This window comes from Streptomyces sp. NPDC025273 (assembly GCF_040638585.1).
GTDB classification, from domain to species: domain Bacteria; phylum Actinomycetota; class Actinomycetes; order Streptomycetales; family Streptomycetaceae; genus Streptomyces; species Streptomyces cinereorectus.
In genome coordinates this window covers 347,090-364,157 of the sequence record NZ_JBEZYP010000001.1, presented here as the reverse complement: position 1 = coordinate 364,157, position 17,068 = coordinate 347,090, and the positions used below count along the sequence as shown (strand labels likewise).

At 70.9% G+C, this 17,068-nt stretch carries 14 protein-coding genes; 9 read left to right on the top strand and 5 right to left on the bottom strand.

Going from position 1 to position 17,068, the window contains the following annotated elements; all coding sequences use genetic code 11:
* Window positions 1-101: 101 nt before the first annotated feature.
* Both AB0F38_RS01545 and AB0F38_RS01540 read left to right on the top strand, forming a co-directional pair.
* A complete protein-coding gene (locus AB0F38_RS01545; protein ID WP_361885020.1) occupies window positions 102-1,028 on the top strand; it encodes a sugar phosphate isomerase/epimerase in 927 nt (308 codons plus the stop codon).
* Between the two features lie 180 nt (window positions 1,029-1,208).
* Complete coding sequence (locus tag AB0F38_RS01540; protein WP_361885018.1) at window positions 1,209-1,400, top strand: MerR family transcriptional regulator; 192 nt, start codon at window positions 1,209-1,211, stop codon at window positions 1,398-1,400.
* Window positions 1,401-1,404: 4 nt separating this feature from the next.
* Here AB0F38_RS01540 and AB0F38_RS01535 read toward each other — a convergent pair whose 3' ends face one another.
* Window positions 1,405-2,457: a zinc-dependent alcohol dehydrogenase family protein gene (locus tag AB0F38_RS01535; RefSeq protein ID WP_361885016.1), complete on the bottom strand. Its 1,053-nt coding sequence runs from the start codon at window positions 2,455-2,457 to the stop codon at window positions 1,405-1,407.
* Between the two features lie 41 nt (window positions 2,458-2,498).
* On the bottom strand, window positions 2,499-4,754 hold the full coding sequence (locus tag AB0F38_RS01530) for an MMPL family transporter (RefSeq protein WP_361885014.1): 2,256 nt from the start codon (window positions 4,752-4,754) through the stop codon (window positions 2,499-2,501).
* A gap of 159 nt (window positions 4,755-4,913) precedes the next feature.
* Between AB0F38_RS01530 and AB0F38_RS01525 the strand changes: the two genes are divergently transcribed.
* From AB0F38_RS01525 to AB0F38_RS01515, 3 genes are all read left to right on the top strand, one after another.
* On the top strand, window positions 4,914-5,714 hold the full coding sequence (locus AB0F38_RS01525; RefSeq protein ID WP_361885012.1) for a TetR/AcrR family transcriptional regulator: 801 nt from the start codon (window positions 4,914-4,916) through the stop codon (window positions 5,712-5,714).
* A gap of 89 nt (window positions 5,715-5,803) precedes the next feature.
* A complete protein-coding gene (locus tag AB0F38_RS01520; protein WP_361885010.1) occupies window positions 5,804-6,109 on the top strand; it encodes a heavy-metal-associated domain-containing protein in 306 nt (101 codons plus the stop codon).
* 137 nt (window positions 6,110-6,246) lie between these two features.
* Window positions 6,247-8,712 (top strand): heavy metal translocating P-type ATPase, encoded by a 2,466-nt coding sequence (locus tag AB0F38_RS01515; protein WP_361885008.1) that lies wholly within the window; start codon window positions 6,247-6,249, stop codon window positions 8,710-8,712.
* A gap of 561 nt (window positions 8,713-9,273) precedes the next feature.
* Here the strand turns inward: AB0F38_RS01515 and AB0F38_RS01510 are convergent.
* Window positions 9,274-10,572 (bottom strand): citrate synthase, encoded by a 1,299-nt coding sequence (locus tag AB0F38_RS01510; protein ID WP_361885006.1) that lies wholly within the window; start codon window positions 10,570-10,572, stop codon window positions 9,274-9,276.
* A gap of 198 nt (window positions 10,573-10,770) precedes the next feature.
* The gene (locus tag AB0F38_RS01505; protein WP_361885004.1) at window positions 10,771-13,002 is read right to left on the bottom strand and encodes an ATP-dependent RecD-like DNA helicase; all 2,232 of its coding nucleotides are present in this window, start codon (window positions 13,000-13,002) and stop codon (window positions 10,771-10,773) included.
* A gap of 563 nt (window positions 13,003-13,565) precedes the next feature.
* On the opposite strand from AB0F38_RS01505, the gene AB0F38_RS01500 reads away from it, so the two are divergent.
* The 3 genes from AB0F38_RS01500 (at window position 13,566) to AB0F38_RS01490 (ending at window position 15,848) form a co-directional block, all read left to right on the top strand.
* On the top strand, window positions 13,566-14,297 hold the full coding sequence (locus AB0F38_RS01500; RefSeq protein ID WP_361885002.1) for a class I SAM-dependent methyltransferase: 732 nt from the start codon (window positions 13,566-13,568) through the stop codon (window positions 14,295-14,297).
* 79 nt (window positions 14,298-14,376) lie between these two features.
* Entirely contained in the window at window positions 14,377-15,249 is an 873-nt protein-coding gene (locus AB0F38_RS01495; RefSeq protein WP_361885000.1) for a metalloregulator ArsR/SmtB family transcription factor, read from the top strand.
* Window positions 15,246-15,848: a dihydrofolate reductase family protein gene (locus AB0F38_RS01490; RefSeq protein WP_361884998.1), complete on the top strand. Its 603-nt coding sequence runs from the start codon at window positions 15,246-15,248 to the stop codon at window positions 15,846-15,848. The genes AB0F38_RS01495 and AB0F38_RS01490 overlap by 4 nt, the downstream gene beginning before the upstream one ends.
* A 113-nt stretch (window positions 15,849-15,961) precedes the next feature.
* On the opposite strand, the gene AB0F38_RS01485 is transcribed toward AB0F38_RS01490, so the two are convergent.
* Window positions 15,962-16,369 carry a RidA family protein gene (locus AB0F38_RS01485; protein ID WP_361884996.1) on the bottom strand — a complete coding sequence of 136 codons (408 nt, stop codon included), beginning with the start codon at window positions 16,367-16,369 and terminating at the stop codon, window positions 15,962-15,964.
* Window positions 16,370-16,492: 123 nt separating this feature from the next.
* Here AB0F38_RS01485 and AB0F38_RS01480 point away from each other — a divergent pair, with 123 nt between their 5' ends.
* On the top strand, window positions 16,493-16,876 hold the full coding sequence (locus AB0F38_RS01480) for a helix-turn-helix domain-containing protein (protein WP_361884994.1): 384 nt from the start codon (window positions 16,493-16,495) through the stop codon (window positions 16,874-16,876).
* The last annotated feature ends 192 nt before the right edge of the window (window positions 16,877-17,068 follow it).

Genomic DNA, 17,068 nt, shown 5'->3' with positions numbered 1-17,068 from the left:
TGACCCCAGGTCTAGCCCTCCCCCGGAACCCTGTCAACACTTTGTCCGGACATTCGGACGAACCCTTGACACTCCCCTCCGAGGGCTGGAGGGTGGGCGATATGACCTCCTCCGTACCCTCTCCGGCCCGCATCCGCATCGGCTCGGCACCCGACTCGTGGGGGGTGTGGTTCCCCGACGATCCGCAGCAGGTGCCCTGGGAGCGGTTCCTCGACGAGGTGTCCGAGGCGGGCTACGAGTGGATCGAGCTCGGTCCGTACGGCTACCTGCCGACCGACCCCGCCCGGCTCGCGGACGAGACCGCCCGCCGCGGCCTCACCGTCTCCGCGGGCACCGTCTTCACGGGATTGCACCACGGACCGGAGGTCTGGGACCGGACCTGGGCGCATGTCGCCGGGATCGCGGCACTCACCCGGGCCATGGGCGCGGAACACCTGGTGGTCATCCCGTCGTTCTGGCGGGACGACAGGACCGGCGAGGTACTGGAGGACCGCACGCTCACCGCGGCGCAGTGGCGCGACCTCACCACCCAGACGGAACGGCTGGGCCGCGAGGTGCGGGAACGCTACGGGCTGCGGATCGAGGTGCACCCGCACGCCGACACGCACGTCGACACCGAGGAGAACGTCAACCGCTTCCTCGACGCCACCGACCCGGACCTGGTCTCGCTCTGCCTCGACACCGGCCACTACGCGTACTGCGGCGGGGACAGCGTGAAGCTGATCGAGACCTACGCCGAACGCATCGGCTATCTGCACCTCAAGCAGGTCGATCCCGAGATCCTCGCCGATGTCGTGGCGAACGAGGTGCCGTTCGGCCCGGCGGTGGCACGCGGGGTGATGTGCGAGCCGCCCGGCGGGGTCCCCGCGCTGGAGCCCGTACTGGACGCCGCGCGCGCCCTGGGCCGGGATCTGTTCGCCATCGTCGAGCAGGACATGTATCCCTGTCCGCCCGACAAGCCGCTGCCCATCGCCCGCCGCACCCGCGAGTTCCTCCGCATCTGCGGTCCGGCCAGGCCCTCCCTCTGATCCCCTCCTCGCTCTGCGGGCCCACCAGGCACAGCAGTCACCTCTCCGTCACATATGTACGCGTTCCGCATGGCTTGCGTCACAGCCTCGCGACGCCCCCTTGCCCGGCCTGCGGCCTCGTCGTTCAACGGACCAGTGAACGCGGTGCGCAGAGCACGGAGGTACAGAGAGGTGTCATGCATGACGGACAGAAGACTCTGGTCGTACAAGGACATTGCCACGCACATCCGGGTCCAGCCGGACACCGTCCGCTCGTATCGCAAGCACGGGCTCCTTCCCCCTCCTGATGATGTCCAGCACGGAAAGCCCTACTGGTACGTGGACACCGTCCTCGCCTGGATCGCGTCCCGGCCCAGCAACCGGGGCCGTTGAGCGCTCAGGTCTCCTTCGCCGGTTCGATGATCGTGACGCCCGCCCCGGGTGCCCCGCCCATGGCGGCGAGTGCCGCCGGGGCGGCGTCCAGGGTGATGGTGGAAGTCACCAGCAGATCGGGCCGCAGGGTGCCGGCCCGCACCATGTCCATCATCGGCGGGTAGTCGTGCGCGGCCATGCCGTGGCTGCCGAGGATCTGCAGCTCCAGGCCGATCACCCGCGCCATGGGCACGACGGGGTCACCGGCCGCCGACGGCAGCAGTCCGACCTGGACGTGGCGGCCCTGTCTGCGCAGGCTCCGCACGGACGCGGCGCAGGTGACCGGGGAGCCCAGCGCGTCGAGCGACAGGTGCGCACCGCCACCGGTCAGTTCGCGAACGGCCTCGTCCGCGCCGAGGGGGTGCGCGGAGGCGTCCACGCACTCGGCGGCACCGAATGCCCGGGCGAGCTCCAGGGCGTGCGGTGAGACGTCCACCGCCACGACCCGCGCGCCGCACGCCACCGCGATCATCACGGCCGACAGCCCGACCCCGCCGCAGCCGTGCACGGCCACCCACTCCCCCGGCGCGACGCGCCCCTGGCCGACCACGGCCCGGAACGCCGTGGCGAACCGGCATCCGAGCCCGGCCGCCGTGCCGAACGACAGCCCTTCCGGAACGGCGACGAGATTGACGTCGGCCTCCTCCAGCGCCACGTACTCGGCGAACGATCCCCAGTGGGTGAAGCCGGGCTGGGTCTGCCGCTCGCAGACCTGCTGGGCGCCGGCGGCGCAGGCGGCGCAGCGGCCGCAGGCGCAGACGAAGGGCACGGTGACCCGGTCCCCGGGGCGCCAGTTGTGCACTCCGGAGCCCACCGCCTCGACCACTCCCGCCAGTTCGTGGCCGGGCACGTGCGGGAGGACGATGTCCGGGTCGTGGCCCATCCATCCGTGCCAGTCGCTCCGGCACAGCCCGGTCGCCCCGACCCGGACCACGACTCCCCCCGCGGAGGGTGCGGGATCGGGGAGGTCCTGGACGTGGGCCTCCCGCCCGAACTCCTCGAACACCACTGCCCGCATCGGCCCCGCCTCCCGTGGATCGGCTGTCGGATCCGGCGAATCTACGCCTCGGCCATGACCTTGTCCCGCTCCCGGCCCTCGGGCCCGGGAATCTCCCCCGCGGGCCGCGGCTCGGACGGGGCCGCGGCCCGCTCCCCCTCGCTCAGCCCGAACCGCTGGTGGAAGGCGCGCAGCGGCCCGGGCGCCCACCAGGTGACCCGGCCCGTCAGCTTCATCACGGCGGGCACCAGCAGGCTGCGCACGACCATGGCGTCCATCAGCACGGCGAGCGCGATCCCGAGCCCGAGCATCTTCGTGTTCGTCACCCGCGAGGTGCCGATGGCCACCATGACCACCGCCAGGATCACGGCGGCGGCGGTGATCAGTCCGCCGGTGTGCCGCAGCCCGAACGTCACCGAGTGCTCGTGGTCGCCCGTGCGGTCGTGCTCCTCCTTGATCCGGGAGAGCAGGAACACGCCGTAGTCCATGGAAAGGCCGAAGGCGACGCAGAACATCAGCACGGGCAAGGTGGTCTCGATGTCGCCGGTGCTGGTGAAGGAGAGCAGCCCGGAGAGGTGTCCGTCCTGGAAGACCCAGACCACCGCCCCGAACATCGCGGTCAGGCTGAGGGCGTTGAGCACGACGGCCTGGACGGGGATCAGCACACTGCCGGTCAGCAGGAAGACCAGCAGCAGGGTCACGACGACGATGATCCCCACCGCCCACGGCAGCCGGTCGGCGATGGCGTCCTTGGAGTCGACAAGGACCGCGGCCGCGCCGGTCACCGAGGTGTCGAACGGGGCGGTCTCGGCCCGGAGCTCCCGGACCAGCCGCTGGGCCTCCTGCCCTACGGACTCGCCCTCGGGCAGCACGTTGAAGTACGCGGACCCGTCACCGGTGACCGGGCCGTCGACCCGCTGCACTCCGGGGAGCGCGGCGATCCTGGTGCGGAAGTCGGCGTACTGGGCGGGTGTCGCCGCACCTTCGGCGAGCACTTCGAGGCCGCCGCCCGGGCTGCCGGGGAAGGCGTCCCGTATGTGCTCCTGGACGACGCGGGACTCGGCGCTCGCGGGCAGCTGCCGGTCGTCCGCCGTGCCGAACCTCACCCCGAGGAAGGGCAGCCCCAGCAGGACGAGGCCGACCGTGGTGACGACGGCGAAGACCGGCGCCCTGCGCATCACGAGCACCGCGAACCGGGCCCAGCCCCTGCCCGGGCCCTCGGCCGGCTCCGCCGCGGGGGACGGGCCTTCCTCGCGGCGGCGCAGCAGCTTGCGCAGGTCCAGGGAGTTGACCCGCGGTCCGAGCAGCATCAGCGCGGCCGGCAGCAGGATCAGGGCGGCCGCGGCCGCCAGGAGCACCACGGCGATGCCCGCGTAGGCGAACGAGCGCAGGAAGTACTGCGGGAAGACCATCATCGCCGCCAACGACACGGCCACCGTGAGCGCGGAGAAGAGCACCGTACGCCCCGCCGTGCGCAGGGTGGTGCCGATCGCCGCCCGGGTGTCCGCCCCCGCGGCGAGCTCCTCGCGGAACCGGCGCACGATGAACAGGGCGTAGTCGATGGCGAGCCCGAGGCCCAGTGCGGTGGTGAGATTCTGGGCGAAGACCGAGACGTCGGTGAGCTCCGTGATGCCGCGCAGCACCGCGTTGGTCCCCAGGATCGCGACGATGCCGACGCCAAGGGGCAGCAGGGCCGCGATCGCGCTGCCGAAGACCATGACCAGCAGCACCAGGGTCACCGGCAGGGCGATGAGCTCGGCCCGCAGCAGGTCCTCCTGGATGATGGTCTGCATCTCGTGGCGCACGGCGACGGGTCCGCCGACGGAGACCTCCACCGGGCCGTGCACGCCCCGGTAGGCGGGGGCTATCCGGTCGAGGGTCTCCCCGGCGGCCTTCTCGTCGCCCTCGATCCGGGCGGCGACGATCGCTTCCCGCCCGTCCTCGGAGCGCAGGGAGGGAGAGGCCGTCCGCCAGTACGAGCCGACGCCCGTGATCCCCTCCTCACCGGCCAGGCGCTCCGTGAGACGGGCGGCCTCGGCGGCCACGGCCGGGTCGTCGACGGAGACGCCGCCGCTGTCGATCAGCAGCAGCAGATTGGGCTGGGATGCGGGGAACTCACGCTCCAGCACCTGGGTCGTGTACGTCGACTCGGCGTCGGGGGCCTCCCATCCGCCGCTGCCCATGCGGTCCGCCACCCCGCTTCCCGCGAACACCGCGAGCGCCGTGATCACCAGGGCGGCCAGCAGGGAAAGCCGTGGTCGCGCGGTGACGAGGCGGGTCCAGCCCCCGACGCGCTCCGGGCTGTTGACTTCGGACATGGTGCGGTGTCCCCTTCACCCAGACCCGGGCGGCACAAGGCAGCATGGGGTCAGTCGTTGCCACTTACACTGGCAAACACGAGACGTCGCTCGCGTTTCTTTAGAATGCGAGTGACCTCTCGTGTTTGTCAACCGCGTCTCGAAAGCTGGGGATTCACCGTGCCGGAGGCCAGGACAGGAAAAGCCGCTGCGCCCGCACCGAGCAGCGAGCGGGGCGGTGGGGCCCCGGGAGGCGGCGGCGGGGCGGGTCGCGCGGCCGGACCGGGCGAGCACACCGGGGCGGGCGGCGCGACCCCGGCCGGCCCGGGCACCGGCACCACCCGGCCGCGCCGGCGCCAGGCACGAGGCGAGGCCCGCATCGCCCAGCTGCTCGAGGCCGCCGCCGGCGTCTTCTGCGTCAGCGGTTACAACGGGGCCAGCACCAACGCCATCGCCCGCGAGGCCGGCGTCTCACCGGGCACGCTCTACCAGTTCTTCCCCAACAAGGAAGCCATCGCCATCGAGCTCGGCGACCGGCTGATGCACCGCTGGCGGGAGACGTACGGCGCCGCGTTCTCCCCCAGCGACGTCGAGCTCCCCCTGGACCGGATGCTGGACGCGGTCCTGGACCCACTGATCGCCTTCAACTGCGAGAACCCCGCCTTCGCCGTCCTCACCCACGGCTCCGAGATCCCGGGCGTGATCACCCAGGAGCACGACCTCCTGCACGCCGCGATGCTCACCAGGACCGAGCAGCTGCTCAGCACCTACCTGCCGGATCTCCCCGCCGACGAGGCCCACCGCATCGCGAGCATGTCCTTCGTCCTCTTCAAAGCCGGCCTCGATCTGATCATGGCTCACGAGGGGGACGAACGGGAGGCGTACATCAGGGAGTTGAAGGCGGTGATGTATCGCTACCTGGACCCGCTGGTCTGTGACCGCCCCCTCGGGGCGGCACCGCAGGGCATCGATACCCCCTAGGGGTATAGTCTGGGGTACGGGTGGGTGCACCGGGCCTTCCGGTGTCCCCTCGTGCCACGTCCATGTGTGCCTGCGAAGAGGAGAACGACATGACCGCCGAAACCGATACCCCCCGGGCCGCCGGCTCCTGCTGCTCGTCCACCGGTTCCTGCCACGACAAGGCGGCCGAGGTCCAGGTGGGTGGCGTCACCGCCGTGTACGAGGTGAAGGGCATGACCTGCGGACACTGCGAGGGGGCCGTCTCGGAGGAGATCTCCGGGATCGAGGGGGTCACCTCGGTGAAGGCCGAGGCGTCCAGCGGCCGGGTGACCGTGGCATCCGCGGCACCGCTGTCCGAGGACGCCGTGCGCGCCGCCGTCGACGAGGCGGGCTACGAGCTCGTCGGCCTGGCCTGATCCGTCCCGTCCCACCTCGCGGAACAGGCCCGGCCGCCGGACCTGCGCCGCCTTCATCTTCCGTCGGGCCGGTTCGCCACCAGTGGAGCGGATACTGGTGCGGAACGGCCCGACCCGCGTCACCCAGGAGTCCGGACATGGTCAGCACCACGGCAGCCGAGGCCCCGGCGGCGGAGACCTCCCGGGCCGAGCTCACGATCGGCGGGATGACCTGCGCTTCGTGCGCGGCCCGCGTAGAGAAGAAGCTCAACCGGATGGACGGGGTCGCCGCCACCGTCAACTACGCGACCGAGAAGGCCCGCGTCTCCTTCACCGCGGGAACCACACTCGACGACCTCGTCGCCACCGTCGAGAAGACCGGCTACACCGCGCGGCCGGTCGCCCGGGCGGCCCCCGCGCCGCCTCCGTCCGGTTCGTCGCTCCGCTCCGAAGGTGTCGGCGCAGCGGCTCCGGGCGCCGGAACCGACGAACCCACCGGGACCACACAGACGGCGGGGGCAGGGGCGAAGACGGCCGCGATCACGCGACCGGCGGGGCCCCCGTCGGCCGCCGGTGCCACCGCCGTCCGTGAAACGGGCGGCGCGGACGACGCGGACGACGCCATGGAGAGCGCGGCCGGCCGTGCGGCCGCCGACGCGTCGGCCGCACTGCGTCAGCGCCTGGCCGTCTCGGTGACGCTCTCCGTGCCGGTCGTCCTGATGGCCATGATCCCCGCCCTGCAGTTCGACAACTGGCAGTGGCTCTCCCTCACGCTCGCCGCCCCCGTCGTCGTCTGGGGCGGCCTGCCCTTCCACCGCGCCACCTGGACCAATCTGCGTCACGGTGCCGCGACGATGGACACCCTCGTCTCGGTCGGCACCCTCGCCGCGTTCGGCTGGTCCGTGTGGGCGCTGTTCCTGGGCGACGCGGGCATGCCGGGGATGCGGCACGGGTTCGACACCGCCGTCACCCGCTCCGACCCCGCCTCCACCATCTACCTGGAGGTGGCGGCCGGAGTCATCGGCTTCATCCTGCTGGGCCGCTACCTGGAGGCACGGTCCAAGCGGAAGGCGGGCTCCGCCCTGCGTGCGCTCCTGCACCTGGGCGCCAAGGACGTGACCGTGCTGCGCGGCGGGGCGGAGGTACGCATCCCGGTCGGCCGCCTCGTCGTCGGTGACCGCTTCGTCGTCCGCCCCGGCGAGAAGATCGCCACGGACGGCACCGTCGTCGAGGGCTCCTCGGCCGTCGACGCCTCGATGCTCACCGGCGAGTCCGTCCCGCTGGACACCTCCACGGGCGACGCCGTCGCCGGGGCCACGCTCAACGTGTCCGGTCGGCTCGTCGTGGAGGCCACCCGCGTCGGGGCCGAGACCCAGCTGGCCCGGATGGCACGGCTCGTCGAGGACGCCCAGAACGGCAAGGCCGCCGCCCAGCGCCTCGCGGACCGGATCTCCGCGGTGTTCGTCCCCGTGGTGCTGCTGATCGCCCTGGCCACCCTGGTCACCTGGCTGCTCACCACCGACGACATCACGGCCTCGTTCACCGCCGCCGTCGCCGTGCTGATCATCGCCTGCCCCTGCGCCCTGGGGCTCGCCACGCCCACCGCCCTCATGGTCGGCACCGGGCGCGGCGCGCAGCTCGGCATCCTCATCAAGGGCCCCGAAGTCCTGGAGACCACCCGCCGTGTCGACACGATCCTCCTCGACAAGACGGGGACCGTCACCACCGGCCGTATGACCCTGTGCGCCGTCCACACCGTGGCCGGGACGGCCGAGGCCGACGTGCTCCGCCTCGCGGGCGCCCTCGAACATGCCTCCGAACACCCCCTCGCGCAGGCCGTCGCCACCGGGGCCGCCCAACGCACCGCCGCGGGGCTCCCTCCCGTCGCGTCCTTCGGCAACGTCCCCGGCCTCGGGGTACGCGGCACCGTCGAGGGGCACCAGGTCCTGGCCGGCCGGCCAGGACTGCTCGCCGATGCGGGCATCACGCTCCCGCCGTCGCTGGCCGACGCCATGGCGGGCGCCGCGGAGCAGGGCCGTACGGCCGTCGTCGTCGCCTGGGACGGGGAGGCCCGGGGGGTGCTGGAGGTCGCCGACGCGGTGAAGGACAGCAGTGCGGCCGCCGTCGCGGAGCTGCGCGCGCTGGGCCTCAGGCCGATTCTGCTGACCGGCGACAACCGGGCCGTGGCGGAGGCGGTGGCCCGCGCGGTCGGGATCGACGAGGTCCATGCCGAGGTCATGCCCGAGGACAAGGTGGATGTCGTCCGGCGCCTCCAGGCCGAAGGCCGGTCCGTGGCGATGGTGGGTGACGGCGTCAACGACGCGGCGGCGCTCGCCGTGGCCGATCTGGGCCTGTCGATGGGGACCGGGACCGACGCGGCGATCGAAGCGGGCGATCTCACGCTGGTTCGTGGAGATCTCAAGGTGGCCGCTGACGCCATCCGGCTGTCACGGCGTACGCTGTCCACCATCAGAAGCAACCTCTTCTGGGCCTTCGGCTACAACGTGGCCGCACTGCCTTTGGCTGCGTTCGGGCTGCTCAGCCCCATGATCGCAGGTGCGGCTATGGCGTTCTCGTCGGTCTTCGTCGTGACGAACAGCCTGCGGTTGCGCTCCTTCACCTAATTTCCACAAAGAGACTTAGATCACACCGATTCGAGGGTAACCATCTGATGGGTTGGTGAGTCTAAGAGTGCGATGCCAAGGATGTCTTGGGGGACGTCCGATGGAGTGTCTTGGGGGACGCTCCTGGCAAGCGTTGGCCGGGGCGCGTGCACCGGGGAGCTTTGAGCGGCCCTCCCGTGCGTACGTACCCCGGCAGATCGCACTGCGGTACCGAACTGAATACGCACCACCGGAAAAACAACGGGGGCTTCGGCTCCCTGCAGACGCCCGGCCGGATCCCGTGGGGGGAATCCGCTCCGGGATATGGGAAGCGCCCCGTCCGTCGACCCGTGGGGGGATCGGCGGCGGGGCGTTTCTCGCACCGGCGTCCGGGAGCAGGTTCTCGCGGCCGGGAACGGGACGGCATCGCACGGAGCCGGGGACGGCCCCTGCACGCCGGATCGCCCCGGACACCGCGCTCCGGTGAGCGAGCGCGGCATGCGGGGCGAAGGCGGCCGGCCGAAGAGGCCGGGCCCTGCGACAGGTACTTCAGGTGGTGCGCCGGCTCCGGGGGAGCCTGATTCAGCGGCCCTCGACCGGGACGAAGTCGCGCAGGACCTCGCCGGTGTAGATCTGGCGCGGGCGGCCGATGCGGGATCCCGGCTCCTTGATCATCTCGTGCCACTGGGCGATCCAGCCGGGGAGCCGGCCGATCGCGAAGAGCACGGTGAACATCTCGCTCGGGAAGCCCATGGCCCGGTAGATCAGGCCCGTGTAGAAGTCCACGTTGGGGTAGAGGTTGCGCGAGACGAAGTACTCGTCGTTGAGCGCGTGCTCCTCCAGCTTGAGCGCGATGTCGAGCAGCTCGTCCGACTTGCCGAGCGAGGACAGCACGTCGTGGGCCGCGGCCTTGATGATCTTGGCGCGCGGGTCGAAGGACTTGTACACCCGGTGGCCGAAGCCCATCAGGCGGACGCCGTCCTCCTTGTTCTTCACCTTCTGGATGAAGGAGTCCACGTCGCCGCCGTTGGCCTGGATGCCCTCGAGCATCTCCAGCACCGACTGGTTGGCGCCACCGTGCAGCGGGCCCCACAGCGCCGAGATGCCGGCGGAGATCGAGGCGAACATGTTCGCCTGCGAGGAGCCGACCAGACGCACGGTGGAGGTCGAACAGTTCTGCTCGTGGTCCGCGTGCAGGATGAGCAGCTTCTCGAGCGCCGAGACGACGACCGGGTCCGGCACGTACTCCTGGGCCGGGACCGAGAAGGTCATGCGCAGGAAGTTCTCGACGTAGCCGAGGTCGTTGCGCGGGTAGACGAACGGGTGACCGATCGACTTCTTGTACGCGTACGCCGCGATCGTCGGGAGCTTGGCCAGCAGCCGGATCGTGGAGAGGTGGCGCTGCTCCTCGTCGAACGGGTTGTGGCTGTCCTGGTAGAACGTGGACAGCGCGCTGACGACCGAGGACAGCATGGCCATCGGGTGGGCGTCGCGCGGGAAGCCGTCGAAGAACCGCTTGACGTCCTCGTGCAGCAGCGTGTGCTGGGTGATCTCGTTCTTGAAGGCCGACAGCTCGTCGACCTTGGGAAGCTCACCGTTGATCAGCGTGTAGGCGACCTCGAGGAACGTCGAGCTCTCCGCGAGCTGCTCGATCGGGTAGCCGCGGTACCGCAGGATGCCCTGCTCGCCGTCGAGGTAGGTGATGGCGGATTTATACGCGGCCGTGTTGCCGTATCCGCTGTCCAGCGTGACCAGGCCCGTATGGGCCCGGAGCTTCCCGATGTCGAAGCCCTTGTCGCCGACGGTGCTGTCGATCACCGGGTAGGTGTACTCGTCATCGCCGTACCGCAGTACTACAGCGTTGTTGGTGTGCTCGCTCACGTCATCCCTCACCGACGTAGTGCCTCTTCTTCGAGGTGCCCTGACTGTTCTCCACCCTCCCCCATTTGGCTCAGGAGAGTGCACTCGGGGTCGTCCATTGGACCTACCGACGGCACTGAGTGCCGCCAACTTACTCATCCTGCCCGCTGAAATCCGGTTCCGGAAGGCTTCAGTGATGTTTCCCACCGTTTTGATCGATCATTTTTCGGTGAAGTCTTCGACCGACCCGCCACGAAGCCGAAAATCCAGTGCCGTACAGCGTCTGCCTGCGGAAACCGTGCGTACCGCCTGACCGATGGCCTTGCGTGAACCGACCAGTACGACAAGCTTCTTGGCCCTGGTCACAGCCGTGTACAGCAGGTTTCGCTGCAGCATCATCCACGCGCTGGTGGTGACGGGGATGACGACTGCCGGGTACTCGCTGCCCTGGGAACGGTGAATCGTCATCGCGTAGGCGTGCGCGAGCTCGTCGAGCTCGTCGAAGTCGTACACGATCTCCTCGTCCTCGTCCGTGAGGACCGTCAGCTTCTGTTCGTCCGTGTCGAGGGCGGTGACGACGCCGACCGTGCCGTTGAAGACGCCGTTCTCCCCCTTGTCGTAGTTGTTGCGGATCTGGGTGACCTTGTCGCCGACCCGGAAGACCCGGCCGCCGAATCGCTTCTCGGGCAGGTCGGGGCGGCCCGGGGTGATGGCCTGCTGGAGCAGCCCGTTGAGATGGCCGGCGCCTGCCGGACCGCGGTGCATGGGGGCGAGAACCTGCACGTCACGGCGGGGGTTCAGGCCGAACTTGGCGGGGATGCGGCGGGCCGCGACGTCCACGGCGAGCACCCCCGCGTCCTCGGTCTCGTCCTCCACGAAGAGGAAGAAGTCACTCAGCCCCTGGGTGAGCGGCGGGACCCCCGAGTTGATCCGGTGGGCGTTGGTGACGACGCCGGACTGCTGGGCCTGGCGGAAGATCGTGGTCAGCCTGACCGCCGGCACCGGGCCGCCCTCGGCGAGCAGATCCCGCAGCACCTCCCCCGCACCGACCGAGGGCAGCTGGTCGACATCGCCCACCAGCAGGAGGTGGGCACCGGGTGCCACCGCCTTGACCAGCTTGTTGGCGAGCAACAGGTCGAGCATCGACGCCTCGTCGACGACGACCAGGTCCGCGTCCAGCGGCCGGTCCCGGTCGTAGGCGGCGTCCCCGCCCGGCTTCAGCTCCAGCAGCCGGTGCACGGTGGACGCCTCGGCGCCGGTCAGCTCCGAGAGCCGCTTCGCCGCCCGCCCGGTGGGCGCGGCCAGCACCACCTTCGCGTTCTTGGCCCGGGCCAGCTCGACGACGGACCGGACCGTGAAGGACTTGCCGCAGCCGGGACCGCCGGTGAGGACGGCCACCTTCCGGCTGAGCGCGAGCCGGACGGCCGCCTCCTGCTCGGGGGCCAGGGTGGCCCCCGTACACCGCGCGAGCCAGGCCAGCGCCTTGTCCCACGCGACGTCCTGGAAGGCCGGCATCCGGTCCTCCGGCGTCCGCAGCAGGCGCTGGACCTGGGCGGCGAGGGAGATCTCGGCGCGGTGGAACGGCACCAGGTACACGGCGGTGACGGGCTGCCCGTCCTCGGGGCCGGGCACCTTCTCCCGTACGACGCCCTCCGGGTCCTCGGCGAGCTCGGCCAGACAGTCGATGACGAGCCCGGTGTCCACCTGGAGGAGCTTCACCCCGTCCGCGATCAGCCGCTCCTCGGGCAGGAAGCAGTGGCCCTGGTCGGTGGACTGCGACAGCGCGTACTGCAGCCCGGCCTTGACGCGCTCCGGGCTGTCGTGCGGAATGCCGACGGCCTGGGCGATGCGGTCGGCGGTGAGGAACCCGATGCCCCAGACGTCGGCGGCCAGCCGGTAGGGCTGGTTCTTCACGACGGAGATCGAGGCGTCCTCGTACTTCTTGTAGATGCGGACGGCGATGGAGGTGGAGACGCCCACCGTCTGGAGGAAGACCATGACCTCCTTGATCGCCTTCTGCTCCTCCCAGGCCGCGGCAATCATCTTCGTCCGCTTCGGGCCGAGGCCCGGTACTTCGACGAGCCTCTTGGGCTCCTGTTCGATGATGTCCAGGGTGTCGACGCCGAAGTGCGTGGTGATGCGGTCGGCCATGACGGGGCCGATGCCCTTGATCAGGCCGGAGCCGAGGTAGCGGCGGATGCCCTGGATCGTGGCGGGGAGGATCGTCGTGTAGTTCTCGACGGTGAACTGCTTCCCGAACTGCGGATGGGAGCCCCAACGCCCCTCCATCCGGAGGGACTCGCCGGGCTGCGCACCGAGCAGCGAGCCGACGACGGTGAGGAGGTCGTTGCTCCCGCGCCCGGTGTCGACACGGGCGACGGTGTAGCCGTTCTCCTCGTTGGCGTAGGTGATCCGCTCCAGGACACCTTCGAGCACGGCCGTGTTGGACATGTGCCGACGGTACCGGGCGGGGCTGACAGCGAGGCACCCCTGCCCGGAGCCGGCCGCCCCCGGGCGGCGTCGCCGTCGCGGACCGGAAGACGATCGGCGACATGATCGGCGCCGCCTCGTTGCCCCTGAGGAGCGACCGGACCCGGTGGATGCCCTGGCCGTCTTCATCGCGGCCTCTCACGGGGGAGGCAGTGTGCTCACCTCCGACGCCGATGACATCCGGGCGCACGCCGCCACCCTGTCCGGGCGGATGTCCCGGCGGTCACCGTCTGATCCCCGCCCACCGCGCGTGGTCCGTCGGCGCCCCTGTCGCCCAAGCTCATCCGGGCTTTCGGGGCGGAACTCCGAAGCGTGGAGAAAGGGGTCCGCGCGTGCCTCGCGAAGGCCCCATGCAGGCTCTCCAGGCACGTCCGCGCAGGCGTACACCCGCACCCCTGCGCACGGGCCCCGACGCCTCGCCGAGCGCCGTCCGGACGCGCTTCCAGGGCCGTCAGAAACTGACCCTGGCCTGGGCTTTTCCTTGATTCAAACCTACACTTCCGCTCTCGGGAAGGGGGTTCTGGATGGACCGGAACATACGCTCGGTCGAGGACGTGCTGAAGCTCATGGACGGCCTCTTCGCACCGGAGGCGGACCGATGGACCAGCGGGGCGGGGGCGTGGTGGGACGGGTTCTACGAGGACCGGTCGAGGCCCGTGCCGTTCTTCGTGGCGAAGCCCGACGAGAGCCTGGCGTCGTACGTCGACCGGGGTCTGGTCCGCCCGGGCCGGGCGCTCGACCTCGGCTGCGGGCCGGGGCGCAACGCGCTGTACCTCGCCTCGCGGGGCTTCGAGGTGGACGCGGTCGATCTGTCGCCGGGGGCCATCGCCTGGGCGGAGGAACGGGCCCGTGAGGCCGGGGCGGACATCCGTTTCCACTGCGGCGACGCCTTCGCCGAGGACGCCCCCGGAGGGCCGTACGACCTCGTCCACGACTCCGGCTGCTTCCATCACCTGCCGCCCAACCGCCGCGTCAGCTACCTCGCCCTGATGGACCGCGTCCTCGTCCCCGGCGGGCAACTGGCCCTCACCTGCTTCGCCTCCGGCGGCATGGGATCGGAACGGCCCGACGTGGAGCTCTACCGCACGGCGGAACTGCACGGCGGGCTCGCCTATACGCCGGAGTCGCTGCGCTGGATCTTCGCCGAGCTGGAGGAGGTCGAGCTGCGCCGGATGCGGGACGAGCCGGCCGACTCCCCCTGCTTCGGGGAGGCGTTCCTCTGGACCGCGCTGTTCGAGAAGCCGGAGACGCCCTGAGCGGCCGTCACCGGACCGACCGGCCACCGGCCGAATCATTCCTTGACACGAATATTCTCCAGAATGAATACTTCGCTCCATGGACGCACTCCTCACCGCGCTGGCCGACCCGGCCCGCCGGCGGCTCGTGACCCTGCTGGCCGAGCGGCCCCGCTCGGTCGGCGTTCTCGCCCACCTCGCCGAGGCGCGCCAGCCCCAAACGACCAAGCATCTGCAGACCCTTGAGCGGGCCGGGCTCGTCACTTCCCAGCGCACCGGCCAGCGACGCGTCTACGCGCTCCGGTCCGCGCCCCTGCGGGACCTGGCGGCTGCGCTCGACCGGCTCGCCGACACCGCGGACCGGGCCGGCGGCCCGCGCGCGACGTACGACCGCTACGGGCTCGCCCTCCAGGCGGAACGGCTCTCCGCGGCGGAGCCGGGGTGGGCCGACGGCCGCTCGTTCACCTTCCTCCGCTCACTGGCGGGGCGCCCCGAGCTGGTGTGGCGCCACCTGACCGACGCCTCCCTGCTCGCCCGGTGGTGGACGCCCGACGACCTCCGCGTCTCCGAGCTCGTCTTCGAGGCACGTCCGGGCGGGCGGATCGTCCACGAGTACCGCGACATCGAGGACGCCGGGGGTTCCGATCCGGTCGCCGGGCGCGCGGAGGGGGTCGTCGACGTCGTACGCACCGGTGAGCACCTCGCGTACCGGCTCTCCCCCCTTCTTCCCGACGGCAGCGTCGCGTTCACGGCCCACGTAGGCCTGGACCTGCGGCCCACCGGCACCGGGACGGAACTCGACGTCCGCTGGCGGATCACCGACAGCACGGTCGATTCCGCGGACTTCGTCGCAGGCATCGAGATCGGCTTCGGCCAGAGCCTCGACACGCTCGCGGCGGCCCTTGCCGCGGACCGGCACGGAGCCGTCGGCACCGCCCCGGCCGACAGCACCGACACGAGGAGCCCGAAGTGACAGCGCAGACCGCCGCCCGCCGAGTCGTCACCAACATCAGCCTGTCCCTCGACGGCCGTTACGCCGCGCCGGACGACCCGCTGAACATGGGCTGGGTGATGCCGTACGCCCACACCGACGTCGCCCGCGCTCACATGGCCGGTCTTTGGGGGCCGGCGACGACGGCCCTGCTGGGGCGGGTCAACGCCGAGGGATTTCTCGGTTTCTGGCCCACCGTCATCGACTCGGAGGGGGTGGACCCGCGCGACGAGGCCTTCGCCAGGTGGCTCGTGGACACCGACAAGGTGGTCCTCTCCACCACCCTCGGCGAGGCGCCGTGGGAGCGGACGGTGATCGTCGACAGGCCGACCGCCGAAGTGGTCACGGACCTCAGGGCGACCGAAGGCGGCGACATTCTCGTGCTCTCCAGCGCCAGCGTCATCAAGGCGCTGCTCGCGGCCGACCAGGTCGACCGGCTGGCGCTCACGATCTTCCCGGTCTTCCTCGGCGGCGGGCCGCGGCTCTTCGACGACGGCCTGCCCGCGGGACAGTGGGCGCTCGCCGACCAGGCCGCGGGTGAGCACGGCACGCTGTCCCTCGTCTACGACCGAGTCCGCTGAGCCGGGCGGCCGCCGCACCCTTCCCGACCGCCGGTACCGCGGCCGGGGACAACCCCCGGCGGGGAACGCCTGGTCAGACCCGCCCGCAGCGTCACCACGTCACATCCTCACTGTCAGTCGATGACCGCGGTGGCCTCGACCTCGACCAGGTGGTCGGGTACGTCGAGTGTCGCGACGCCCAGCAGCGTGGCCGGCGGCGCGGGGGTGATCCCCAGCTTCGCGGACGCCCGGGAGATCCCCTCCAGGAGCAGCGGCATCTTGTCGGGAGTCCAGTCGACGACGTGGACGTTCAGCTTCGCCACGTCGTCGAACGAGGCGCCGACGCCGGCCAGCGCGGTGGCCACGTTGAGGTAGCACCGCTCGACCTGGGCGGCCAGGTCGCCTTCGCCGACCGTGGCTCCGTCGGCATCCCAGGCGACCTGCCCGGCGACGAAGACCAGTTTCGATCCGGTCGCGACCGACACCTGCCGGTAGACGTCGATCTCCGGCAGTCCGGTGGGGTTCGTCAGGGTGATGGCCATGCTGTCCGCCTCCTTGCCGCGCGGCCCGAACGGCCGGCGCGTGCTCTCTTGTGGTTACTCAGGAACCGTAGGAGAGTGTCCGCCGACATGGAAGAACGCACTTTTCGGTGACGGGGGAACCTTATGGTGACCAAGCAGTTCAAGGGCTCGCGCGAGGAACAGGCGGATCTCAGGCGGGCGGACTCCCTGGCGCGGGAGATCTTCTCCGACGTCGCCAACAAGTGGGCGCTCCTGATCATCGAGGCCCTGGGTGAGCGCACCCTGCGCTTCAGTGAGGTGCGGAGCGAGGTGGAGGGGATCAGCCACAAGATGCTCACCCAGAACCTGCGCATGCTGGAGCGCAACGGCCTGGTCGAGCGGACCGTCCATCCCACGGTCCCGCCGAAGGTCGAGTACACGCTGACGGAGCCGGGGCAGGGGCTGCGGAAGACGGTCGACGTGATGTGCGACTGGACGCACCGGCACCTCGGCCACATCGAGGCGGCCCGCCGCGGTTTCGACGCCTGACGGACCCGCTCCCGGCCCGGAACGCGGAATGGGGCCCGGCCCACAGGCCGGACCCCCCTCGCTCTCCCCCTCCGTCGGGCTTCCCGATCCCCCCGGACCCCTCCCCGGAAGTCCCGACGCCGAGTACGACCGGGGGAGGTGCGCAATGGTTGTACGTCTTGACCTTCTCTTTACCCGAGTCTCCCGGGAGGG